At 35.2% G+C, this 25,510-nt stretch carries 14 protein-coding genes and 2 pseudogenes; 7 read left to right on the top strand and 9 right to left on the bottom strand.

Annotated elements, in window-relative coordinates; genetic code table 11:
- Positions 1-725: 725 nt before the first annotated feature.
- Positions 726-2,456, bottom strand: a complete 1,731-nt coding sequence (locus SAGCYANO_RS18730) for an asparagine synthetase B (protein WP_202221448.1) — start codon at positions 2,454-2,456, stop codon at positions 726-728.
- 2,135 nt (positions 2,457-4,591) lie between these two features.
- Between SAGCYANO_RS18730 and SAGCYANO_RS18725 the strand changes: the two genes are divergently transcribed.
- From SAGCYANO_RS18725 to SAGCYANO_RS18705, 5 genes and pseudogenes are all read left to right on the top strand, one after another.
- Positions 4,592-5,995, top strand: a complete 1,404-nt coding sequence (locus SAGCYANO_RS18725) for a cache domain-containing protein (protein ID WP_202221447.1) — start codon at positions 4,592-4,594, stop codon at positions 5,993-5,995.
- Entirely contained in the window at positions 5,920-6,258 is a 339-nt protein-coding gene (locus tag SAGCYANO_RS18720) for a histidine kinase dimerization/phospho-acceptor domain-containing protein (RefSeq protein WP_307785928.1), read from the top strand. Before SAGCYANO_RS18725 ends, SAGCYANO_RS18720 begins: the two co-directional genes overlap by 76 nt.
- Positions 6,182-6,586 (top strand): annotated as a pseudogene (locus SAGCYANO_RS50470) (ATP-binding protein); the annotation flags it as partial. The gene SAGCYANO_RS18720 and the pseudogene SAGCYANO_RS50470, both read left to right, overlap by 77 nt.
- A 138-nt stretch (positions 6,587-6,724) precedes the next feature.
- Positions 6,725-8,011: a response regulator gene (locus tag SAGCYANO_RS44925; RefSeq protein ID WP_375339959.1), complete on the top strand. Its 1,287-nt coding sequence runs from the start codon at positions 6,725-6,727 to the stop codon at positions 8,009-8,011.
- Complete coding sequence (locus SAGCYANO_RS18705; RefSeq protein WP_237396327.1) at positions 8,011-8,154, top strand: hypothetical protein; 144 nt, start codon at positions 8,011-8,013, stop codon at positions 8,152-8,154. The genes SAGCYANO_RS44925 and SAGCYANO_RS18705 overlap by 1 nt, the downstream gene beginning before the upstream one ends.
- A 165-nt stretch (positions 8,155-8,319) precedes the next feature.
- Here SAGCYANO_RS18705 and SAGCYANO_RS50465 read toward each other — a convergent pair whose 3' ends face one another.
- On the bottom strand, positions 8,320-9,696 hold the full coding sequence (locus SAGCYANO_RS50465; RefSeq protein WP_375339958.1) for a HEAT repeat domain-containing protein: 1,377 nt from the start codon (positions 9,694-9,696) through the stop codon (positions 8,320-8,322).
- Between the two features lie 1,149 nt (positions 9,697-10,845).
- Positions 10,846-12,116 (bottom strand): annotated as a pseudogene (locus SAGCYANO_RS50460) (NACHT domain-containing protein); the annotation flags it as partial.
- A gap of 943 nt (positions 12,117-13,059) precedes the next feature.
- Between SAGCYANO_RS50460 and SAGCYANO_RS18695 the strand changes: the two are divergent.
- Entirely contained in the window at positions 13,060-13,911 is an 852-nt protein-coding gene (locus SAGCYANO_RS18695; RefSeq protein ID WP_202221443.1) for an aspartate/glutamate racemase family protein, read from the top strand.
- Between the two features lie 417 nt (positions 13,912-14,328).
- Here the strand turns inward: SAGCYANO_RS18695 and SAGCYANO_RS18690 are convergent, their stop codons facing one another.
- The 6 genes from SAGCYANO_RS18690 to SAGCYANO_RS18670 all read right to left on the bottom strand — a co-directional run bounded on the left by SAGCYANO_RS18690 (position 14,329) and on the right by SAGCYANO_RS18670 (position 23,071).
- Positions 14,329-15,660 carry a dicarboxylate/amino acid:cation symporter gene (locus SAGCYANO_RS18690; RefSeq protein WP_202221442.1) on the bottom strand — a complete coding sequence of 444 codons (1,332 nt, stop codon included), beginning with the start codon at positions 15,658-15,660 and terminating at the stop codon, positions 14,329-14,331.
- A 1,126-nt stretch (positions 15,661-16,786) separates the two neighbouring features.
- Positions 16,787-17,449: a dicarboxylate/amino acid:cation symporter gene (locus SAGCYANO_RS47730; RefSeq protein ID WP_255502602.1), complete on the bottom strand. Its 663-nt coding sequence runs from the start codon at positions 17,447-17,449 to the stop codon at positions 16,787-16,789.
- Positions 17,450-17,475: 26 nt separating this feature from the next.
- Entirely contained in the window at positions 17,476-18,066 is a 591-nt protein-coding gene (locus SAGCYANO_RS47725) for a dicarboxylate/amino acid:cation symporter (protein WP_255502601.1), read from the bottom strand.
- A gap of 342 nt (positions 18,067-18,408) precedes the next feature.
- Positions 18,409-19,602: a peptidoglycan-binding protein gene (locus tag SAGCYANO_RS18680; protein WP_202221441.1), complete on the bottom strand. Its 1,194-nt coding sequence runs from the start codon at positions 19,600-19,602 to the stop codon at positions 18,409-18,411.
- A 785-nt stretch (positions 19,603-20,387) separates the two neighbouring features.
- A complete protein-coding gene (locus SAGCYANO_RS18675) occupies positions 20,388-20,876 on the bottom strand; it encodes a HEAT repeat domain-containing protein (protein ID WP_305081051.1) in 489 nt (162 codons plus the stop codon).
- A gap of 2 nt (positions 20,877-20,878) precedes the next feature.
- Entirely contained in the window at positions 20,879-23,071 is a 2,193-nt protein-coding gene (locus SAGCYANO_RS18670; protein ID WP_202221439.1) for a HEAT repeat domain-containing protein, read from the bottom strand.
- 1,391 nt (positions 23,072-24,462) lie between these two features.
- Between SAGCYANO_RS18670 and pip the strand changes: the two genes are divergently transcribed.
- Entirely contained in the window at positions 24,463-25,410 is a 948-nt protein-coding gene (pip, locus tag SAGCYANO_RS18665; protein ID WP_202221438.1) for a prolyl aminopeptidase, read from the top strand.
- Positions 25,411-25,510 lie beyond the last annotated feature (100 nt).

Genomic DNA, 25,510 nt, shown 5'->3' with positions numbered 1-25,510 from the left:
TTTGGTTAAATATTGTAGGTTGGGTTAAGTGAAGCGCAATCCAACAAAAACATATATATCTATATCTATAATTGTGAGGTTTTTCCTGTGGATAAACTAATACTATTTGACTAAAGTAGGTTTTTTCGCATCTGATAGTTTTGGTTAAATATTGTAGGTTGGGTTAAGTGAAGCGCAATCCAACAAAAACATATATATCTATATCTATAATTGTGAGGTTTTTCCTGTGGATAAACTAATACTATTTGACTAAAGTAGGTTTTTTCATACCTGATAGTTTTGGTTAATGTAGGTTGGGTTAAGTGAAGCGCAATCCAACAAAAATATATATCTAATATCAAATTCAAAAAAGGTCGTTACAGTAAAAAAGAGGGTAGGGAGTAGGAAGTAGAATAGCCTTTTGTCCCTACTGATGATAGAAATTATATTAGGACTTGCTGATTAAATATCAAAGCATTAACAGATAAAAGTTTTAGCCTTTTCAGAGTGAAAAAAAGTGCAATTTTTTCAGCTTGAGAGACCAAAAAGTTAGGATTAAAGGCTAACTATGGCAGAAAAATCGAGGGATAAAATATCCGACTACCTCCTCTAAATTTCCCGTTGCTCCTGACTTCTGACTCCTGACTCCTAACTCCTGACTCCTACCTCTATCATAGATACTTTTTCAGCAAACCCTATTTATAAGAATAGGTAATTCTAAATTCTTAATTCTTAATTCTAAATTCTTAAAGATTAACTTGTAGCCAAATTTCTAAACTTACTAATAACCATAATTTAATACCATAACGCTGCCAAGTATCCCCACGATAATTTAACCAATCTTTGATTAAATCTTGATTGAAGTAAGGAGCGATCGCTGCTTTTTTACTTAATAATAAATTCCTGGTTCGACGTTGCCATATTTGTCGAAACCAAAAGTTAACAGGTACCATCATTCCACTTTTTGGACGAGTTAATATTGTCTCTGGTAATAAGTCTGCCACTGCTCGTTTTAAGACTGCTTTTTCATCAGCACCAGATAATTTATATTCTGATGGAATTTCTAAACTTAGTTCCACAATTCTTTGGTCAAATAATGGGGAAAGTCCGATTAAGCTAGTCGCCCTAGTCATATTATTTACCTTAGTTAAAATATGGTCTGCTCCCTTAAATTTAATATTGAGTAACATCAAGCGGTTCAAATAATCAGCATCAGAATTTAAGTCAGATTCAAATATATAAGGTTCTGTTTTTACAGCTTCCCAAATATCGGGTTTTAACAGCTTAGGTAAAAAGTCAAAACATTTATGGAAAGAACTCAGATAAGACGAAACAATATCTGGCTTTCCTGACTGCAAACCACCATAAATATTATTTAATAACATCGGTTTATTTTTCGGTCCGCCAAAACAAGGGTCTCCACCTTCACCATTCAGAATAACCCCCACATTTTCTGCTGCTAAATTTCCTAAAAGATAGTTAGGAACTGTTAAAGGGTCGCCAATAGGGTAATCTAAATTTGCCATAGTAATTGGCAGATTATTCCACATATCATCCGGTGTAATTTCTAGGATGTGATGTTGAGTTTGACAATGTTGAGCAACTAAACTAGAAAATTCTAATTCATTGGGTAATTCTGCACCAAAATGTATTGAATAAGTATGTACTGGATAATCATGATTTTTTGCTGCTAATGCCACAATACAACTCGAATCTAAACCACCCGATAAGTAAGCTCCCACTGGTTGATTATTTGGTAAATATTCAGGAATAATTTTATCTAGAAGAGAACGTAATTTTTCACCGTGATATTCTAAAGGTCGGTCGGCATTTTTAACCTGTACTTGTGGTTGCCAATAAGACATTGGTGATGGAATTTTCAAATCATTAGTAAAATGGATAAAACTTCCCGGTCTTAATTCTTTTACTTCCTGCCAAAGAGTACGTTCCCCAGGCAAAAAAGCACAACAAAGATAATCCCGTAAAGCAATTAAATCTAAATCATTAGAATGATAGGGAGAAAGAATTTTTAATCTAGGAGAAATCCAAATAGTTGAGTCAGTAGTAGTGTAATATAAAGTCCGTCCACCCACGCGATCGCGTCCAATCCATAATTCTTTTTCTTCTCTATCCCAAACAGCTAAAGCAAAAATTCCTTCTAACAACAAAAAAGTTTTTACCCCATAACTTTGCCATAATTCAGCAACTATTTGAGTAGCAGTAAGAGAAGCAGAAATATCTAAATTTTTTTGTAATTGTGACAGATTAGTTAAACAAATATCCCCCACAACAACAAACCTTTCATTAGAGCTAAAAGTAGGTTGAACTTGGTGAATAAAAAAGTGGCGATCGCTCCAAGAAATATCTGTCTTTATCTGGTCTATTTTTCCCCAAGCAAGATACCAATTAGGGCTAACTAAAATTTTGTTTGTAGGAACGGATGATTGTTTATTTAATGATAAAAAATTAAACTTCATATCTACTAATAAGGTAAGGAAGAGGGAAGAAGGAAGAAGGAAGAGGGAAGAGAGAAGAAGGCTTAAAAGCTTGAAATAACGTAAATTTTCTGTATAACTTTTTTGATTATTAGTAACCCAGTTATTGTTAATTATTCTAAGGAAGAGGGAAGAAGGAAGAAGGAAGAGGGAAGAGGGAAGAGAGAAGAAGGCTTAAAAGCTTGAAATAACGTAAATTTTCTGTATAACTTTTTTGATAATTAATACCCCAGTTATTGTTAATTATTCTAAGGAAGAGGGAAGAAGGAAGAAGGAAGAGGGAAGAGGGAAGAGGGAAGAGAGAAGAAGGCTTAAAAGCTTGAAATAACGTAAATTTTCTGTATAACTTTTTTGATTATTAGTACCCCAGTTATTGTTAATTATTCTAAGGAAGAGGGAAGAAGGAAGAAGGAAGAGGGAAGAGGGAAGAGAGAAGAAGGCTTAAAAGCTTGAAATAACGTAAATTTTCTGTATAACTTTTTTGATTATTAGTACCCCAGTTATTGTTAATTATTCTGATGTTTACCGAATAATTAATAATTAATAATTAAATAATTCGCGCCTTGAAGCCTCCCTTTTTAAAGGGAAAAAAAGCGGTCGTTTTGCTGGCGCATAACTACGTTAACGCTACGCGACATGTTTGGGGAGCATTCCATAGGAAAAAGCGGAGCGCACCCGTTGGGTGGGATGGATGGGTTTCCTAAGCATATCCAATCGACCAAGAGAATAAATAATATTTCCTTATATTCAATCAAGGACGGTTTTAACCAGAGGTAATTATCAATTATCCATTATCAATTATCAGTTAATGAATTCTCCCCTACTCCCCTACTCCTCCACTCCCCCACTCAAGATAATATACTGGAATTTGAGCAGAAAACCTATAGCTTAATTCCAGATGAATTTTTTGAAGAATAAGTGGCATATTTTTTTGACTTTTAATAGACATCCCCAATAATAAAAAATAAAATCAATTATCCCACAGAAATTATCAATTTTTTTCCCCTACTCCCTACTCCCTACTCCCTCTTTTATAGAGATGTCTAATATAGGAATCCTAAATTGGTTGTGACAATTTTTATAATAGTTAACTTGAACTGAAAAACTTTAAAATTATGACTCCTTAATCCTGACTCCTGACTCCTAACTCCCACCAAAATATTACAATTTAAATAGGATTGATATATTAAATTTCATTGTCAAAATTTTTTTATGACCATTGATTACATCTGTTTTTAATTAGTAGATAACATTTCTCAATAACATGAGGTAAAGTAGTCTTTTCCCTCACTTTTGTCTATTGCCTATTCCTCAAAACCTAGAATTTTGTAGCTGATGCTTTTTGGGAATTGCTATAATCTAAAATACAGCAGATTTACGACTAATGTAGTAAAGCTGATGGGGTAAATATTTTATGCTTGTTCACTACCCTAATTCCCATCTTCCCTACTCCCTAAAAATCAGTATATGTACCTCTTAACAAAGTCAGAAGTCAGAAGTCAGAAGCGAGTGTGTAATTCTGAGGTCCCCTCAGCAATGTAAGACACACATCTGACAGTCAGAAGTGATTTTTGTAATGGGGATTTGAGCAACTCTCCAAAAATATTGCGCCTTAAAAGGCGGGGTTTTAGACCCACATTATTTTGATAACTTCGGAAACTGCTGTATGTAGATAAAATTGAGTCTAATAAACATCTCCAAAAATTCAAAATAAAATCAATTATTATCCATAAATTATCAATTATACCAATTCCTAAAAGTAATGCTATACTTGGGTAAGACTTCAGTTATTAATTAATCAAAACAGGTATAATCGCTTTTTTGCTAAAAATAGCCTAGTTAATGTTAATTATTCTTACTTTTTACTTCTCCCCTACTCCCCCACTCCCTTACTCCCAGGCTCAACAAAATGTAGAAAAGTTTTTGAGAAATGGTATTATTTCTCCCTATTCCCTATTCCCGAAAAATTATGGTTTAAAGCCTCCCCTTTTCAGGGGATAATAAAGAAAAATTTTCATGATTAGTCAATCCTCTTCTTTTAAAGGAGAGGTAATTATTAATTATTAATTATTAATTATTAATTATTAATTATTAATTGTTCCCTATATTTAAAGACTATGGCATCTAAAAATCAATATTTATCAATCGAGAATACTAGAAAAAGTTCCCTGCGCAACGTGTTTATCGTCCCTTTTATTTTACAAATATTAACAACATTTGCATTAATTGGTTATCTCTCTTTTAGAAATGGAGAAAAAGCAGTTAATCGATTAGCAAGTCAATGGGAACATGAAGTTACAAACCGTGTTGAAGACCACCTAAATCATTATCTAGAATATCCTCATATTATTGTTCAAAGTAATATCAATGCTATTCAACTCGAACAACTAAATACCAGAAATATTGATACCTTAGCCTTTCATTTCATTAAACAAATTCAATTGTATAAATTTGTTTCTGCTATTTATTTTACAGGTGACTATGAAAATGGAGAATATGCTCAAGGCAGACGAAATATAGATGGTACTCTAAATATAAAAGTATATGAAGATTTTCCCAATCGTGTTGATTACCTCGTAAATAAAGAAGGTCAACGTATTAAAAAACTGCAAACTAGAGACTTTTATCCCCAAACAAGACCTTGGTATCAAGCTGCAATAAAAGCACAGAAACCAACCTGGAGTGAAATTTATAACTTTGTTGGCCCTGGTGAACTAGGCATTACATTTTCTGCACCTGTGTTAGACAAAACCGGGCAATTCAGGGGAGTAATTGCTGTAGATTTGATTCTGAGTGATATTAGTGATTTTCTCAGAAAACTAGAAGTTCCCCTTAATAGTCAAGTTTTTCTGTTAGAAACTTCTGGAGATTTGATTGCTAGTTCCACATCAGAAAATCCCTATTTTTTATCAGAAGAAAATCAAATTCCACAGAGGATAAAAGCAGTAGCTAGTCAAAATAAATTAACTCAAGCAGCTGCCAAATATTTGAGCCTAAAAATAGACAACCTTTCCGAAATTAAAACAATTCAAGAATTTAAATTTAAAGTTAATGGCCAAGCTCATTTTCTTCATATTGCTCCACTCGAACTTCAGCAAGGTTTAGACTGGATACTTGTAATAACTGTCCCGACTTCTGATGTAATGGGAGAAATTCATGCTAATACACGCACCACCATATTACTTTGTATTGGAGCTTTAACTGTAGCAATTGTAGTAGTAATTATGACAGTAAGTTTAGTTACCGCACCTATTCTCAAACTTAATTCTGCTGCCAAAAAAATTACTCAAGGTAAATGGGACACTCAACTCAATATTAACCGTAACGATGAAGTGGGAGAACTGACTCACTCTTTCAATTGTATGGCAAACCAACTGAAAAATTCCTTTAAATCTCTAGAAGCAAACAATCAACAACTCAAGCAACTCGATCGCCTCAAAGACGAATTTTTAGCCAACACTTCTCACGAACTACGAACCCCCCCCTCAATGGTATTATCGGTATCGGTGAATTCCTTCTAGAAAGCAATACAGAAAAATTAAATTCAGTCACCACTGGCAACTTAACAATGATAGTTTCTAGCGCTCGTCGTCTCTCCAACCTTGTCAACGACATTCTTGACTTTTCCAAAATCAAACACCACACACTAGCATTAGACTTTAAACCTGTTGATGTTTATGGAGTAGTAGAAGCAGTAGTCATCTTAAATCTTTTACTCAGCAAAAAAGAAAAATCTCAAACTAATAAATGCTATTCCTACAAATTTACCCCCTGTCTATGCTGATGAAAACCGTCTACAACAAATTCTATATAACTTAATCGGTAATGCTATTAAATTTACTGAGTCTGGTCAAGTCAAAATCTCAGCAGAATTAGTTGACAATCATAAGACAAACTCCGCTCGACAACCCTGCACCCAAGACCGAGATATAGATAAATCTAAACAACTGATAATAGTCGTCTCCGATACTGGTATCGGTATTCCCGCTGATAAACTAGAGCGCATCTTTGAATCATTTGAGCAAGGAGAAGGTTCCACAGTTAGAAAATATGGAGGTACAGGTTTAGGGTTAGCAGTCACAAAACAATTAGTTGAACTCCATAACGGTCAGATATGGGTTGAGTCTGAGGTCGGTGTCGGTTCTCATTTTTGCTTTACCCTACCCATTTCTCAAAAACCTGTAACTGACTCCCCATCTCTTCCTACTCATAAAATCAACAGTATTCGTCATTCGGTCGAGCAAGTAGAAATACCTGTAGAAACTGAACACAAGGAATGTTATTTAGCTGATGGTGATTTCCACATTTTAATTGTTGATGATGAACCAATAAATATTCAAGTTCTCAAAAATCACTTAACAGCAAATAACTACAAAGTTACCCAAGCATTAAATGGAAAAAGTGCTTTAGCTGCTTTAGATAAAGAAGAAAATATAGACTTAATTTTGCTAGATGTAATGATGCCTAATATGTCTGGTTATGAAGTTTGCGCTAAAATTCGGGAAAAATATCCTGCCCAAACTTTGCCAATTTTAATGTTAACAGCTAAAAATCAAGTAGCTGATTTAGTCATGGGTTTTCAATTTGGTGCCAATGATTATTTGACTAAACCTTTTGCCAAAGATGAATTATTAACTAGACTTAAAACTCATCTTCAATTATCAAAAATTACTAATGCTTACGGACGTTTTGTCCCCCACGAATATGTAAAATTACTTTCTAAAGAAAATATTATTGATGTTAATTTAGGCGATCGAGTTTGTAAAGAAATGGCAATTTTCTTTTCTGATATTCGTTCTTTTACTACCCTATCTGAGAAGATGACAGCTCAAGAAACTTTTGCTTTTGTTAACGGTTATTTACAACAAGTTGCCCCAGAAATTCGCGATCGCAATGGTTTGATTATTAAGTTTATGGGAGATGGCATTATGGCAGTATTTCCGAATGGTGTTGATGATGCTCTACAATCAACTATTTCTCAGCTTCATAAATTACATAAATATAATCAAACTCTACAAGATCAAGGTTTATTTCCCATTAAAATTGGGGTAGGTATTCATTGGGGTCACATGATGGTGGGTATAGTGGGAGAGAAAACTCGGATGTCGGGAGACGCACTTTCTGATAATGTCAATTTGACAGCTCGTTTGGAAGGCTTAACTAAATATTATGGAGTTTCTTTGTTAATTTCTGAATCAGCTTTTCAGGGTTTAAAAAATCCAGAAAAATATCAAATTAGGTTTTTAGACCGAGCATCTGTTAAAGGTAGAGATGAACCAATTAATGTTTATGAAGTGATGGATGGTGAAATTGATGAAGTGCGAGAATTAAAGTTAATAACTCAAGCAGATTTTGAAAGTGCTACAAAATATTTTTGCTCTGGAGATTTTGTTTCAGCTAAACTTTATTTTGACAAAGTATTAGCGGTAAATTCTTCAGACCAAACAGCTAAACTTTATTTAGATAGAATTGATAAATTAATATCTACTGGTATTCCAGAAAACTGGAATGGAGTTTGGGCATTTACTCAGAAGTAATGAAGAAGGAAGAAGGAAGAAGGAAGAAGGAAGAGGGAAGAAGGAAGAAGGAAGAGGGAAGTAGTGGCGTGACACGCTTAAAATGGTGCAATAGTAGGGGCGGGTTTAGCGTTAAATTAACGGTATTACAAATAATCTTATGAACCCGCCCCCAGCCCAAGGATATAATGAACTATTTTAGCTGTGTCAGTCCAGTAGGTTGGGTTAAGCGACAGCGCAACCCAACAAAAGCGAAAAATCTGACCAAAAAATATAGACAGAGGTACTGATAACTGATAACTGATAACTGATAACTGAAATGACCTGGACTAATTCTCTAATCGTCGCAATTTCTTTTTTGCCCACTCCCGCAGTTGTTCGTCTGCGTCATTTTCTGCTCTGTCTTGTAATAGTGGGAGGGTTTGCGGATGGTCTGGGTAATGTTTGACTATTGCCTCTAGTGCTGTTTGTCGAGGGTTATCTTGATACTTATGTTCACGTTGAAAGGAGTCATTGAGGGCGGTGTGATAAAACAATTCAAAAATTCCCGACTCATTTTTCCAACCAGTAGCAATTTGTCTGAGCGCTTCACTTCGCACATCCGAATTCTCATCAGACACAACCCTTTGTTTGAGTAATTCAAAAATTCCCGACTCATTTTTCCAACCAGTAGCAATTTGTCTGAGCGCTTCACGTCGCACATCCGAATTCTCATCAGACACAACCCTTTGTTTGAGTAATTCAAAAATTCCCGACTCATTTTTCCAACCAGTAGCAATTTGTCTGAGCGCTTCACGTCGCACATCCGAATTCTCATCAGACACAACCCTTTGTTTGAGTAAATCTAAAATTCCCTCTTCATTTTTCCAACCAGTAGCAATTTGTCTGAGCGCTTCACGTCGCACATCCGAATTCTCATCAGACTCTAACCTTTGCTTGAGTAAATCTAAAATTCCCTCTTCATTTTTCCAACCAGTAGCAATTTGTCTGAGCGCTTCACTTCGCACATCCGAATTCTCATCAGACTCTAACCTTTGCTTGAGTAATTCTAAAATTCCCTCTTCATTTTTCCAACCAGTAGCAATTTGTCTGAGCGCTTCACTTCGCACATCCGAATTCTCATCAGACTCTAACCTTTGCTTGAGTAATTCTAAAATTCCCTCCTCATCTTTCCAACCAGTAGCAATTTGTTGCACCGCTTCACTTCGCACATCCGAATCATCATCAGACACAACCCTTTGTTTGAGTAATTCCAGAATTCCCTCTTCATTTTTCCAACCAGTAGCAATTTGTTGCACCGCTTCACTTCGCACCAACCCATGCTCATCAGACACAAGCAATTGTTTGAGTAATTCCAAAATTCCGGGTTTGTGTTTCCAAAAAATACCAATTTGTCCCACCGCTTCACGTCGCACATACCAATCATCATCAGACACAACCAATTGTTTGAGTAATTCTAAAATTCCGGGTTTGTGTTTCCAAAAAATACCAATTAGTCGCAGCGTTACACGTCGCACCTCCTCATTATCATTAGACACAACCCATTGTTTGAGTAATTCTAAAATTCCGGGTTCGTGTTTCCAAAAAGTAACAATTAGTTGCACCACTTGAATTCGCACAATCAAATTCTCATCAGACACAACCAATTGTTTGAATAATTCAAAAATTCCCGGTTCATGTTTCCAACCAGTAGCAATTTCTTGCATCGCTGTAGCTCGCACATGCTGACTATAATCAGACTTTACCCATTGTTTGAGTAATTCTAAAATTCCGGGTTCGTGTTTCCAACCAGTAGCAATTTGTCGCACCGCTTCACATCCCACATACCAATCATCATCAGACTCTACCCTTTGTTTGAGCCATTTATACGTTAAAGGGTCATCCCTCCAAGTTGTAGCCACCACTTCCACCGCTTGAGTACGAATTTCACGAACTAGCTTTGCTTCATCGCGATAAGATTCATAATAATAACCAAGATCATACCCAGTCAAATCTTTTAACCTATTTAATAACCGATACCTCACATCACCAATACTATGACGACTCCTAACTTCAAACAAACACTTACCAGCCAAAAATAAATTCAGAAACTTTTCCTCTTCCCCATCTTGTTCCATCAAATAACTAATAACCTCCCCCACAAACTTCGCATCAATCATCCCAGAAATTAACCGCAACACCTCATGCCATTTTTCATCCCGCCAATGCTTACCAAAAACATCCTCAATTAACTCTTTTTTAGAAATTTTCTGTTCCTTTTCAAACTGCAAAACAAACTCCCTAGCACAAAAATATTCCAAAAAAGTTCGATGCACAAAAGCATAATATTCAGCTCCAACAAAACATAAAATAAAATTCCGACTCCGCAACTGTTCCATCAACGCCCTAGCTAGAGTTCTCACATCATTAATATCTACACTTTTTAGATACTCAGAAATAATCCTTTCTAAATTATCTCCCAAAATCAAATTCCCAGCTAAACCAGCAGTATTCCCCTGCATAAAAAAAGCTACCCGACGCAAAATTGCCTGCTTATCCTTATAATCAATAGTAATTGGGTCAATCTTGGCATCAACTAACGCTCTTTCCATATCCCATTGATGTAATAAAACCCGCGAAGCTTGATTATAAAGTTCGGCTCTATCTCTCGGCAATTCTTGATTCCGATTTAGAATAGCCATCATAGTTAATAACAGAGGATTTCCCGACAATTCTTTAATAGCTGGAGAATCCTTAATTGCCCGTTTTAACCTTTCCCTTTTTCTCTCTTTTTCCCCCTCATCCAGATAAGTCAAATTATGCCAACGTTGAATAAAATCCTCAATTTGTTCCGCTGACAAATCTTGCAACATAAAATGATAAAACTCAGCATCCCGGAGTTTTTGTGGCTTATAACCAATCACCCGCGAAGTAACAATAACCCGCAGATTTTTATAGACATTAGTAAACCGATGAATATCAGTAATTATTTCCTCTCGTTTAGCAGGCTCGAAAACTTCATCCAATCCATCAAACATCACAATAGCATCGCCATTTTGTAATTTTGCATGGAGTTCCTGTTGAGGTAATTGACAAGTTATTCCGCTACCTTTTTCCAAAAAATCCAGAAAGTTTTGGCATTTATTAGCATCATTGTTCCGAACATAAGTCCGTAGTTCAATTAATATAGGAATAGGCTGTAAAGGTAAATCTTTCAGAGGTAACTCTGCCCATTGGAGAGCGATATATTGTAATAAAGTAGACTTGCCAGAACCGGGGTCGCCCAGAATCACTAAATATTGATAATTGCTATTTTCAATTAACTCTAAAACCGAGCGAATCTGCTGTTCAAAATATCTCCGTCTGAAACCTTCCAATTGTTCTTGAGAAAAATCTTCTCCAAACTGCCCAGTCTCCTTTAATCGCTGCCGATATTCTTTAGGAATTTCATGTACTTGAGGCAGAAATTCCTGAGATTCCCGGACATTTTGAGGAATAAACATTCGCCATAATTTCAATTGATTATAAGCATAACCACTCGTATCTAAACTCTCTAATTTCAGATTCCCATATTGTTCAACAATTCCTTCTCGATATCTTTTGAAGTCAAAATCTGGCTTAATTTCAGTTTGATTTGCCCAATTATCCAGATTTTCTGAATCCAATATTTTCCGTAATTCATCCCACTCTCGAATAATCTTTTTCACCCTTCTCTGATATTGCTTGGCAACTAATTCCCAGTCAAAATCATCTGGTAAAGGTGGATTAATTTCGTTCCAGGTAATAGCTAATTTATTAGTATATAAAATTTTTATATCATTATCAAAAGCACTAATCAAAACTTCTAAAATAGACTGATTTTTAATAAACTTTTTAAGGGTTTAGTATATTCCTTTAATTCACTTTCACTTAGTTCAGCACTTTCTAACTCTTGCTTTACCAAATATAAAAAATCTTTAATTGCTTGTGCCGTAGCTTTTTGTAAAATTTGGCCATTTCTTATCCCACCAATAGCATCAGAAATACCTTGTGTTAAAGATTTTTTAACATAGTTTTCAGCGACTTCCTTACCTAATTCTCCAATAACTTCCTGAGCAATAAATTTAACCGCTTCACTACTCCCCCAAGCAATTAACCATTCAATCATAATTATTTCATCTGTTATGTATTAGTTATTTTGTAAGCATTCAGCTATTAGCCATCAGCTATCAGCAATAAGACCCTGTGCTTAAGGACGAGGTCTAAATGAATATAGACTTTGGAGCTGACTTTTATAGCAAGATTTTTCTAGCTCAATTAAATATTACTTTCATCACTCACTAAAAGCAATAGCTGATAGCTGACAGCTGTTTGCGCAGCATTCCGGAGGAAATGCTTACTATTTGGTAATGGTTGAAGATGGAACATTTTTTGATACCGAATTAAACAGATTTGATATCACTTTTGACTTTTGACTTTTTCAATCTCCCCAACTCCCTTACCGAAAAATTGTTGTTTAAAGCCTCCCCTTTTAAGGGGATAATAAAGAAAAATTTTTATTATTAGTCAATCCTCTTCTTTTCAAGGAGAGGTAATTATTAATTATCCATTATCAATTATCAATTAATGAACCCCTTACCTGATGAAAATCACTCAAATTTCATTTTTAGATCGCCACCACCAGAAATTAGGAACATGATTAAAGTATAATAGTTATAGCACTGTGCGCAAGCAACAGCTCATCTGACAACAGGGGGAATAAAAAACTGATAATATAAGACTTTTTGCTATTAGACATCTCCAAAAATCAAAAATAAAATCAATTCTCACACAGAAATTATCAATTCTTTCTTCCTACTGCTTACCGAAAAAATGTGGGTATGCGCCTCCCCTTTTAAGGGGATAAAAAAGAATATATTCCATATTTGAAGCCTCTTGCTTTCCTGCGGAATGCTGCGCAAACAGCTAGAGGTACTGATAACTGATAACTGATAACTGATAACTGAAATGACTCCCTCTTTTCTGGAGATGTCTATTGGACAGTTATTGTAATTTGTAAATATGCCAGCGCACATTGCTATAGATAAAAAAATACGAAAAACCAAATCATTATGAAACAGGCAATTCAGCAAAAAGCAATTCCAGGAATTATTGGCGGGTTGGGGCCACTTGCTCATATTGAATTTGAACGTCGGTTAATTGCCTTCAATGCTGAACGAGGTATTTCTTGCGATCGCGACCATCCCGTTTGGATTTTAATTAATGCTACAGATGTTCCCGACCGTACTCAAAGCTTGCTGGGAAATGCGCCAAGTTGTACTCCTTCCCTAGTGAAATACGGGAAAATGCTACAAATGGCAGGAGCAGATTTTTTGGTGGTTACTTGTAACACCGCTCATGGATTTTACCAAGCAGTGCAATCTCAATTAGATATTCCCTGGATTCATCTGATGGATGTAACGGCAGCATTTATTCAAAGTAGTTATCCTGAAAGTTCTAAGGTTGGTGTTTTAGCAACCACAGGAACGTTGCAAGCTAAACTGTATCATCATAGTTTAAGTGCTTTAGGGTTTACTGTGATTGCACCTTCCTTAGAAGATCAATTGCAACAGGATATTATGAATGCAATTTACCATCCCGTTTGGGGAATTAAAGCTACAGGAATCGAAATGTCTCCCACCCCTATTGCAATTTTAGACAATGCTATGACATGGTTAGAAAAGCAAGGAACAGAAATAGTCATTGCTGGTTGTACAGAAATATCAGTAGTCTTGAAGCAACTGAAATACAATTCTATAGTTGATATTGACCCCCTTGATATTCTTGCTCATCAGACTTTAGATTTAGCATTTGGTCATCAAGACATTCCGATTATTAGACATCTCCAGAAAAGAGGGAACAGGGAACAGGGAACAGGGAACAGGGAACCCACCCCTCGCCCCTCCCAGGAGGGGAGTAATTGATAATTTATGGATAGTAATTGATTTTATTTTTCATTTTTGGAGACGTCTATTATATAGAATCCGCTTGAATACTTATTATATGAGATGGGGGATGGGGAGATGGGGAGATGGGGAGATGGGGAGATTGAAGGCGAGAAAGTGTGGATAGAATTATATACATATACTGTATAACCGGATTCTATATTAGACCCAAATAATACCATTTATCAAAAACTTTTCTACATTTTGTTGAGCAGGGGAGTGGGTAGGGACGTTGCATGCAACGTCCGTACAGGGAGAAGCAAACATAAGAATAATTAACATTAACTTAGCTAAAATTAGCAAAAAAGTAATTTGGCTTGTGCTGATTAGTTGACAACTGAAGTATTGCCCAAGTATAGCACTAATGCATGGGAATTGGTATAATCTGGTTCAAAATTAGACTTCTAATCTTTGAGATTCAGAGGCAAATGTTGGTGATTGTTTGGAATTGGAATCAGCGATCGCTGCTGTAGCAGCAATTGAGGTGTGAACAATTCCTAAAGTTCGGAAGGGATCGATAATTGGGTCAATGGCAATCAATAGTAACAATACAGCTTCTAGTGGTAAACCCAAGGGTTTTAACACTAAGTCCAACACAGTTAAAGTCACAATTCCTGTTGCTCCTGCTGTTGCCATTCCCGCTAAAATTGAAGCAATGATAATAATTAGGCAACTAGATAAGTTTAATTGATTATGATAAAGTTGACCTACAAAAATAGAAGTTGCTGCAAAATAAGCAACTGAACCAAATCGACAAACTGTCATAGTTAAAGGAACTACTAGATTAACTGTTTGTGTATTAAAGTTTAGGGATTCAGCTAAAGCAGAAATAGAAGAAGGTAAGCAAGTAAAACTACTTCTAGTTACCAAAGCTAAAATTGTCGGTTTTTTTAAACTAATCAAAACTTGCCATAAAGAACAACCCGCTCTTTGCCAAATAACAAATGTACTAACTAGATAAATAATAAAAAATATTAAAATTGTCACGATTACAAAATTTTTCATAGCAACTAAAACATCAAAACCAGTAGTTGCTATTTGGCTAGCTAAAAGAAAGCACAAACCTATGGGCAAGAATAAAATTATCCAATCAATTAATTTGTTAGATGTTTTAAATACAACTTCTAAAATATTAAATACATCCTCTTTATTAGATTCTTCGAGATTTCCCATTGCTGCACCAAAAACAATGGCAAAAAAAAGCGTTGCTAGAGCATTACCCTCACTTAAAGACACAAAAATATTTTCTGGAACTAAATTGAATAAAAAAGATATTAAAATTTCTTGTTGATTCATAACATCCCCATTAGGAGATATATCCAAATCTAATTCTGATTTGTTCACAACTAGACCCAAAGTTGTTAAGGTTGAATCATCGAAACTTCCTCCAGGATTAGTTAATGCTGTAACTATCTCTCCAATTATACTTACACCAACCAATCCAATTAAAAATACAATTAAAATACGTTTGATGTACTTATTAGCCTCATTACTACTCATCAGTCTGCCTACACTCATAGTTATTGCTGAAAACAATAATGGTAAAACACACATTTTCAATAACCTAAGATACAAATCTCCATAAGGAGTTAAAGCCTGACTAAGATTCTTTTCATAAATTCCTAAATATAATCCTAGTAAAATTCCAGGAACAATAGACCATGGATTACCCAATACCTTGATTAATGAATAAAAATTAAATCCATTAAATACTTCGTTTTTAATCATAATCAAAATGAATTTTTTTGATTTTAATTCATAAATAGTTTGCAGAATATTCTATTTTGATAAAACTTTATCAGAAGAACAACAATTCCGAAAACAACCAGGTTCAATAATTGATAATTGATAATTGATAATTACCTCTCCCTAGAAGGAAGAGGATTGAATAAAAGGAAAAAATTTATTCTCTTGGTCGATTGGATATGGCTAGGAAACCCATCCATCCCTCGACCGCTTTTTTCCCCTTGAAAGGGGAGGCTTTAAACCTGAATTATTTAATTATTTAATTATTTAATTATTTAATTATTAATTCTTCGGTAAATTTTATAATTAGATGTTTTTTTAAAGAATTAGTAACCATTCAGCAGTCAGCTATCAGCTATTCCGTTTGTCATGCTGCGCAAACAACTTTATTACCTTTAAAGGAGAAAAAAGCAATTTTATCAAAGCTTCAGAGTAGGAATCTCTGGTTGAGAATATAGTAGAAATGTAAGCATTCATCCATGAGATTCTTCGCCTCCACAGGCCAGAGTAGATTTCCAGACATCATCTTAATATCATAAACAACTGATTTTGTCAATTGTGCAGACAAAATTTTTGACATTTTAGATAATCACTAACAATAGATTGTACTGAATCTGGCGATCGCTAATACCAATTTGATAAATGTTTGCTACATTTTCTTAAGTGGGGGAGTAGGGGAGAAGTCATTTCAGTTATCAGTTATCAGTTATCAGTTATCAGTACCTCTAGCTGTTTGCGCAGCATGACCCAGGAATGCAAGAGGCTTGATATAAGGAATAGTCTCTTTTTTTATCCCTTTAAAAAGGGAGGCGCATACCCACAATTTTTCGGTAAAAACAAGAATAATTAATAATAACTAGCTAATAATTATTAAAAAGTTATTCAGTTATGAGATGAGAGAGTCTTGTTGCTATTAGCTATTAGCTAATAACTGAATGCTTACAGTTCTATTTTGTCAATTTTTATGTTAAGAAAGATGTTTATAAAGCATAGCCTTTTAAGGGGATAATAAAGAAAAAATTTCATGATTAGTCAATCCTCTTCTTTTCAAGGCGAGGTAATTATTAATTATTAATTATTAATTATTAATTATTAATTATTGCTGGTATTAGACTTCTAGTTGAGCTTGAGAGCTCAATGCTGGCGATCGCTTATAATCAGCAACTGCTGCTGTAGCTGCAATTGCGGTGTGAACAATTCCCAAAGTTCGGAACGGATCGATAATTGAGTCTACCGCAATCAATAACACCAGTATTGCTTCTAGTGGTAATCCCAAAGGTTGCAGTACTAAATCTAATAATGTTAAAGTTAAAATTCCCGTTGCTCCTGCTGTTGCCATCCCTGCTAAAATGGAAGCAACAATAATAATTACAAAACTAGATAAGTTTAATTGATGCTGATAAAGTTGGGCTACAAATACGGAAGTTGTGGCAAAATAAGCCACGGGACCGAATCTACAAACAGTAATTGCCAGAGGAATCACTAAATTAACTGTTTGTTTATCAAATTTCAGAAGTTCAGTTAAAGCAGAAATAGAAGACGGTAAACAGGTAAAACTACTCCTAGTTGCCAAAGCTAAAATTGTTGGTTCTTTTAAACTAATTAAAACTTCCCACAAAGAACAATTTGCCTTTTGCCAAACAACAAGTGTACTAACTATATAGATAATAAAAAATATTAAAATTGTCACGATTACAAAATTTTTCATAGCAGCTAAAATACCAAAACCTGTCGTCGCTATTTGGCTAGCTAAAAGACAACATAAACCCATAGGCAAGAATAAAATTATCCAATCAATTAACTTTTTGAAGCTTTAAATATAGTTTCTAAAATATTAAACACTTCTTCCTTATAAGATTCTTTGAGATATCCCATTGCTACGCCAAAAACAATAGCAAAAAAAAGTATTTCCAGAGCATTACCCTCACTTAAAGATGCAAAAATATTCTCAGGAACTAAATTAAATAAAAAAGATATTAAATTTATTTCTGGCTCCACCACTTCTTCAATAATTTCACCAGTAAGAGATACCTCTAAATCTAATTGGGATTTGTTAACAATTATACCCAAAGCTGTTAAACTTGAATCGTCTAAATTCCCTCCAGGATTAGTGAGTAACGTAACAATTACTCCAATTAAACTTACGCCAATAAGTCCCATTGAAAATACAATTAAAATACGTTTGACATATTTATTAGCATCCTGACTACCTATTAGCCTGCCTACACTCATTGTTATTGCCGAAAATAACAAAGGTAAAACACACATTTTCAAAAGCTCAAGATAAAGATTTCCAAAAGGAGTTAAAATCGCAGCTATATCTTTTTGAAAAATTCCGATATATAATCCTAGTAAAATTCCAGGTACAATATACCATGGATTACGCAAGACTTTAATTAATGAATAAAAGTTGAATTCTTTATTTTTTTCATCATAAATAATTATAAATTTTTTTATCTTTTTCTTTTGGGTTTAATACCTCACCATCTACACGGTGTTTACAATTGGTTAGGATTTGAGTTACCCATCCACTTTTTTCTTCTTCGTTCTTCCTTCTTACCTAATAATTAATAATTAATAATTAAATAATTAAATAATTCTGGTTTAAAGCCTCCCCTTTTAAAAGGAAAAAAGAAATAATATTTCCTTATATTAAATCAAGAACGGTTTTAACCAGAGCTAATTATCAATTATCCATTATAAATTATCAATTAATGAATTCTTCCTTCTTCAATTAAATTTATCTGCACTAGATGTTTCTAATAACTCAGAATACTCATCCAACAAAGTATTAACACTATAATGATTATTAGTAATTTGTAGATATAAATTAACAAATTCTAACAAGTGATTACTAGACCATGGCAGAGCAATTGCTATAGGATCTTGAGTATCTTTCAGAGCAACAGTTTTAAAATTCAAAGCCACATTTGGTTGATTTATAACAATCTTTTTTACTTCTAATTCATCCCGGTATGCTGCTAATATATCTCCTCGAATAGCACCTTTCACTACCTCTTCCCAACTCGTATATCTCACAATTGTAGCCTTAGGAAATTTCTGTTTGGCAAATCCTTCATAGGAAGAACCATCAATTACTCCAATCTTCCCTTCAAAATCCTTCAAAAATTCTACTGTCTCTTTATTTTTAGCTGCCTTAGTTAATTGTACTCGGTTGAGTAATAAACCCTGGCGCATGGTCAAATAAGGATGAGAAAAAGAAATTATTTTAGCTCTATTCAAAGTTTGACTAAGTTTAGAAATAGCTAAATCTGCTTGACCTAGATCGACAATTTCAACCACTTCATTAAAAGTTTTAGCACTACGATTAATCCGAAGTTCAACCCCCAAAGCTTCAGCCAAACCTCTGGCAATTTTAATATCTAATCCTTCCAATTCACCCCTTTTATTTTCAACAAAAAAAGGTGAATTATCATACTCTGTCATCACAACAATTAACTCACCTCGGTCAACAATTTTTTGTATATCCGGAGAGAGCAACTGTACTGAGGAAGATTTTTGGGGGAAGCTGTTAGTATTTCCTTGAAGCAAAGTCCAAGTTTTTTCATCAACTATTGCCGTTGCTTCTAACCCCAGACTAATTTGAAAGTTATAAACAGCCTCCTCAGTTTGTTCTCCATAAATTCCATCTATAGCTCCGGGATAATAACCTTTTTGTTTTAATCTAGTTTGTACCTGAATAACATCATATTCTTCACTATTTTCAGTTACTTGTGAATCTAAAGTATTAACATACTGGATACCTTTTGTATTTCTAATTTCAGCAATTTTTTCAGCTGCTTCGATGGAAACAGAATTGGCAGAATATTCTGTTTTAATAAAAGTTGTACAAATAACAATTATTCCGAAAGCAACCAGGGTTAATTTGACAATTAAATATATTCTTTTAGAGAATTTATTCATGGAATCTTTACCTGACAAAAAATAGGGTCTCAAACCTCTAAGTCTCTCCTTTCAAGGGGATGAAAAAAGTAAACTTAAGTATTCCAAGCCTCTAGTTTTCCTACGGAATGCTACGCAAACAGCGGTCAGTACTGATAACGAAGTTCCGACCATAGGAGGCTAACTGATCACTGATAACTGATCACTGAAATGGCTCCTAACAATATTTAGTAATACCAGAATTTTTGATATCTTCTAATACTAACCTTCATAGGTAAGCATAGATTTTCAGACATTATAATCTGGCACTACCCATCATAAACAAGTGAACTTGTCAACTTTCCGGAAAAAAGTTTTATAGCGCGTAGCGCCAGGGAATAGGGAATAGGGAATAGGGAACAGGGAACTGTCACAGGACTTACGCAGTGCCGCTACATATAGTGTATAATTTGGTCATTATTGCGGATTTAACCACTATAATTAGTGCCGTTGCGTAAGTCCTGTGTAAAAGAGTTTTAGGATTGAAAAATGTCCTAACCAATTCTTGTAGTGCTATAGGTGAGGTATTTTATATGAAATACTAAAATTTTTGCTACAAATACTTAGGCTGTTTCTTAGGAGTCAGTTTTTTAGGAGTTAGGAGTCAGCAGGAATAGCCTATATATCATTTATAGGACTTACACATAAGCGCTATTGGTAGTGGAGTGGCACACCTAAAATGTTGCAATTGTAGGGGCGGGTTTCGCGCTATTGTTAATTGCTCAACATTAAATTTAGATGAACCCGCTCCCTCTTGCTTAGATTCGCTAAAATCCTTTTAAAATTTTCAGAGCAAACTTTTGTACTTGCTCATCTAAATCATTTTCAGTTCGATCGCTCAATATCTGAAAAATCTGAGTATTTCCTTGATATTGTTCGATAATTGCCTCTAAAGCAGTTTGGCGCGGGTTATCCTCCCATTCTTCCTCCCGTACAAATGGATCGCAATAGGCTCGATCGCAGAAAAATTCAAACATCTCTGGTTCATCATGCCAACCTAAAGCTAACTGCTGTATTGCCGAACGTCGTACATAAAAATTATCATCAGACTCAGCTAATTTTTTGAGCATAATAACCGCACAAGGATCGTTTTTTCCCAGCAGAGCAAATAATTCTAAAGCAGTTTGTCGCACATAAAAACTACGATCGCTCATAGCTACTTTTTTGATAATTGCTATTGTCTCAGGGTCATGTTGCCAACAAATACCCAACTCAACCACTGCTGTTTGTCGGATGCACACATCCTCATCAGAAATAGCTAATTTTTAAATAACCCTAATATCTCAGGGTCATCTTTCCAACCGAGAGCTAATTGCTGCATTGCTGCTTGTCGTACTTCTCGTTCATCTGTAGACTCAACCGTTTGTTTGAGAATAGTCAAAGTATCGGGGTCATCTTTCCATCCGAGAGCTAATTGTTGCATTGCTAGCTGTTGTAAATCTGGGCATTGAGCCGATACTGCTAGCTTTTTGAGAGCAGATATGGTCTCAGGATCATCCTTCCAGGTAGTAGCTAATTGTAGGACTGCTGACTGTTGTAGCTCAGAACAATTGCCAGACACAACCAGTTTTTTGATAATATCTAGAGTGTCGGGATCGTCTTTCCAGTCTGTAGCTAACTGCTCCATAGTTGCTTGTTGCACATCAGAAGAGCGATCGTCAACTGCTTGTTGTTTCAACCAAGCTAAGATATTAGGGTCATCCTTACCATCATTGCCTAATTTAACGACCGCTGCTACTCGCACATCAGAACATTGATCGGATACAGCAATTTGTTGCAGAGTTGCCAAAGTATCATGGTTATTTTTCCAAGTAGTAGCTAACAATTCCATTGCTGCTATGCGTACTTCTGAAAAATTATCGGACAATGCTGCTTGTTTAATAGTAGCGATCGCCTCTGGGTCATCTTTCCAACCTGTGACTAACATCTCCATTGCCACAATTTGTACATCGTGGCGATCGTCAGACAAAGCAACTTTTTTGATAACTGTCAAGGTATCAGGATCGTCATGCCAAGTAGTAGCTAGTTGTTCAACTGCTAACTTCCTAGCGTGCCAACAATCATCATTGAAAACGACTTGTTTGAGAATACTCAAAGTATCAGGGTCATCTTTCCAACCGATAGATAATTCTCGTATTGCTGCCACTCGTGCATCGGAGTTAGACAGAGCCAATTTTTTCAGCAGAGCTAAAACACTAGGGTCATCTTTCCACCCAACAGTTAATTGTGCTACGGCGATCTCTCCCACTACCCAACATTCAGGAGACTCCACTTGTTGTTTGAGAAAAGTCAACACATCTGGGTCATGTTGCCAAAATGCGCCCAACTGTACCACTGCCAGTTCTCGCATCCGCCAACATTCATCTGACTGCACAACCTGTTTCAGAATAGCTACTGTATCAGAATCTTTTTGCCAGTTTTCGATCAAGTAACCCATTGCTGCTTTTCGCACTTCTGAAGCTGTGTCTGATATAGCCAACTTTTTCATAATAGCTACTGTATCAGAATTTTTCTTCCAATCTGTTATTAACTGTTCCACTGCTGCCAGTCGGACATGAGAACATTGGTCAAATTCTGCCAGTTGTTTGAGGGTTGATAACGTATCTGGATCGTTTCCCAAATTTTCTGCTAGTTGACTCATCGCAGCTCGTCGTACCTCTGAAGCTTCAGCAGACAAAGCCAACTGTTTCAGAATAGTTCCAGTATCAATGTCATCTTTTGCCAGTTTGGCTAACTTGAATACTGCTTCTGAAGCCACATAAGGGCTTGGATCGGACATTGCCATTCCTTTGAGCCAAGCTAAAGTCTTATGGTCGTACTTCCCATCTTGATTTAATTTTTCTATGATGATTAAACGTACTCCCCAATGTTTATCTGATTCCGCTCTTTGTCTTAGCCAGGTGAGAGTATCTATATCTTGCCAACCTTCAGCTAAAAGCTCTACTGCTGTTTCCCGCAAAGCTTCATCAACATCGGAGACAGCTCGTTGTTTCAAGAATGCTAGTGTATCTGGCTCATTTTGCCAGTTTTGGGCTAACTGTTTGAGTGCTGCATAACGTACATTTGAGGAACGATATTGGTCTGCCAAAATCAGTTGTTTCAGGAAAGCGATCGTATTTGGATCGTCACGCCAACCTGTAGTTAATTTTGTAAGTATGGCTTCTTGCACCCACCAATATTCGTTGTTAGATACTACAAATTGTTTGAGAAAAGGTAAAATATTAGGATCGTTTTGCCAACCTTGGACAAGATATTCTGTTGCAGCTCTCCGCACATCTGGACATCCATCGGATATAGCTAATTGTTTAAGAATAGCTACAGTATCCGGGTTATTTTTCCATTCTATGGCTAGCTCTTCCAATGCTGCTATTCGCTGTTCTGGGTCTTCGTCAAACACTACTTGACGTTTGAGGGAAGATAAAGTTTGAGAGTCATTTTTGAGCATTATCATAGTGGCCTATTGTAAGTTAATAATTTTTTTAGCTTTATCTGTATACTGGATACTTGTAGGGAAAGTTTCACAGACTGAATCTATTATAAGTCAAATTACTTATAAATTAAATTGAAGAGAATTGCATCCTGAATAGATTTTGTATAGACTAATAATTGTACAGGTTATGTCTAGGTAAATTCCTGAAATTCTAGAATTCACAAAGATATGTCCAGCTAGTTGCCTATACATCAATTTTGCCTATAGGTTAAACAGGAAAGATATTACTTAGTATAAACACCTCTAGAAAAGAGGGAGTGGAGTAGGGAATCAGGAGTAGGGAGTAGGGAGTATGCGGAAAGAATTAATCACAGGACTTACGCAAATTTACCTTAAAAACGCCAGATGTAGGGGCGAATGACATTTGCGTTCCGCAAAGCTCCGCTTTATATGTTGCGGAGCAAAACGCCCTCACTTAATTTAGTGTCTGTGCGTAAGTCCTGAATGATTTATTTACGAAAATTAATTTTATTTTTTATTATTGGAGATTTCTACTAATGACATCAGGAAATTTATAAGTAAGTGATAGGTATCACTCCTTGAAAAAATCAAAATATAAGTATCGTATGCTATTCTGTGAATAATTGCAGAAACGCGATCGCCGATCTAAGGCAGGGGAGACATCTACTAACGACGCTTTAGTCGCTAACACTTTTAGGACTTACGCAGTATAACCTATTTTCGTCATTGGGAGCCACAGGTAAGCCACCTCAAATCCTAGTTTTTCCTGCTTCATGTGTAAGTCCCGACTCTGTTTTTGAGTTATAAATTCTTGATTTTTTGACTTTCCCGATATGAATCTAGGGTTGTTTCAAAAATCTTTAATTTATTGCTGAAACTTTAGTAATTTTAGAGAGTGTTTGTCAAATAAATATTATATCCCATAATAGGGTTTCAAGCTTGTTACCGAAGAATTAATAATTAAATAATTAAATAATTAAATAGTTCAGGTTTAAAGCCTCCCCTTTCAAGGGGAAAAAAGCGGTCGAGGGATGGCTCCGAAACCTGCGCCATATCCAATCGACCAAGAGAATAAATTTTTTCCTTTTATTCAATCCTCTTCCTTTTAGGGAGAGGTAATTATCAATTATCCATTATCAATTATCAATTATTGAAATAACCCACGTCTCCCAAAGGAAGGAGAACGAAGTTCTATCCTTAATTCCAGAAATAGTAAGTGTGCCATTACACCTTACTTAATCTGAAACTTTAGTAATTTATTAGGACTATTCACCATAATATATTACTTTTTTCATACTAAAAATTATTTTAATTAATAATTAACAGTTGAAATAAATATTATTTATCCTAAATTTTTCCTAAAATATCAATATAAATCTTTAAATATAACCATGCGAGAACTTTATCCACCCATTCAACCCCATCAAACAGGCAATCTCAAAGTTTCCGATATTCACACTATTTATTATGAAGAATGTGGCAACCCCCAAGGTAAACCAGTAGTCTTTTTACATGGTGGACCAGGTGGTGGAATTATACCTGTTTATCGTCAATATTTTGACCCCAAAAAATGGCGAATTATTCTATTTGACCAAAGAGGTTGTGGTCGTAGTACTCCCCATGCTGAACTATCTCAAAATACTACCTGGGATTTAGTCAGCGATATAGAAAAACTACGAGTTCATCTCAGTATTGAAAAATGGGTTGTATTTGGAGGTAGTTGGGGATGTACTCTAGCATTAGCTTATAGTCAAACTCATCCAGAAAATTGTATAGGTTTAATTTTACGAGGTATTTTTATGGTACGCCCGAAAGAAATTTCTTGGTTTTATCAAGAGGGTGCAAGTAATATTTTTCCTGATGCTTGGGAAGAATATTTAAAACCTATTCCTATAGAAGAAAGAAGTGATTTAGTTAAGGCTTATTATCAAAGATTAACCAGTGATGATGAAAAAGTTCGATTAGAAGCAGCACGCGCTTGGTCAATTTGGGAAGGAAGTACCAGTAAATTAATTCCAAATTCAAACGTATCACAACAATTTGGGGATAGTTATTTTGCTTTAGCTTTTGCTAGAATAGAATGTCATTATTTCATTAATAAATGCTTTTTTGAACATGAAGAACAGTTATTAAAAAATGTCGATAAAATCCGCAATATTCCTGGAGTAATCGTACAAGGAAGATATGATGTTATTTGTCCGATGGTCTCAGCTTGGGAACTACATAAAGCTTGGCCGGAAGCTGAATTTATTGTAGTGCCAGATGCCGGACATTCAGTTTCTGAACCAGGTATTATAAATGCTTTAATTAGCGCAACTGATAAGCTGGCAATTCTATAAAAAAATAGGGGCAGTTTATTTGATAATTGCCAGTATTTATCCCTGTTAAACTCTAAAACTCCTAGGTTTTAAGTGGTGGGTTCATTTCAGTTATCAGTTA

The sequence above is a fragment of the Okeania sp. KiyG1 genome, from assembly GCF_014132355.1.
In the GTDB taxonomy this organism is placed as follows: domain Bacteria; phylum Cyanobacteriota; class Cyanobacteriia; order Cyanobacteriales; family Microcoleaceae; genus Okeania.
Note: the sequence above shows the minus strand (reverse complement) of the source record. Positions and strands in the feature narration are given on the sequence as shown.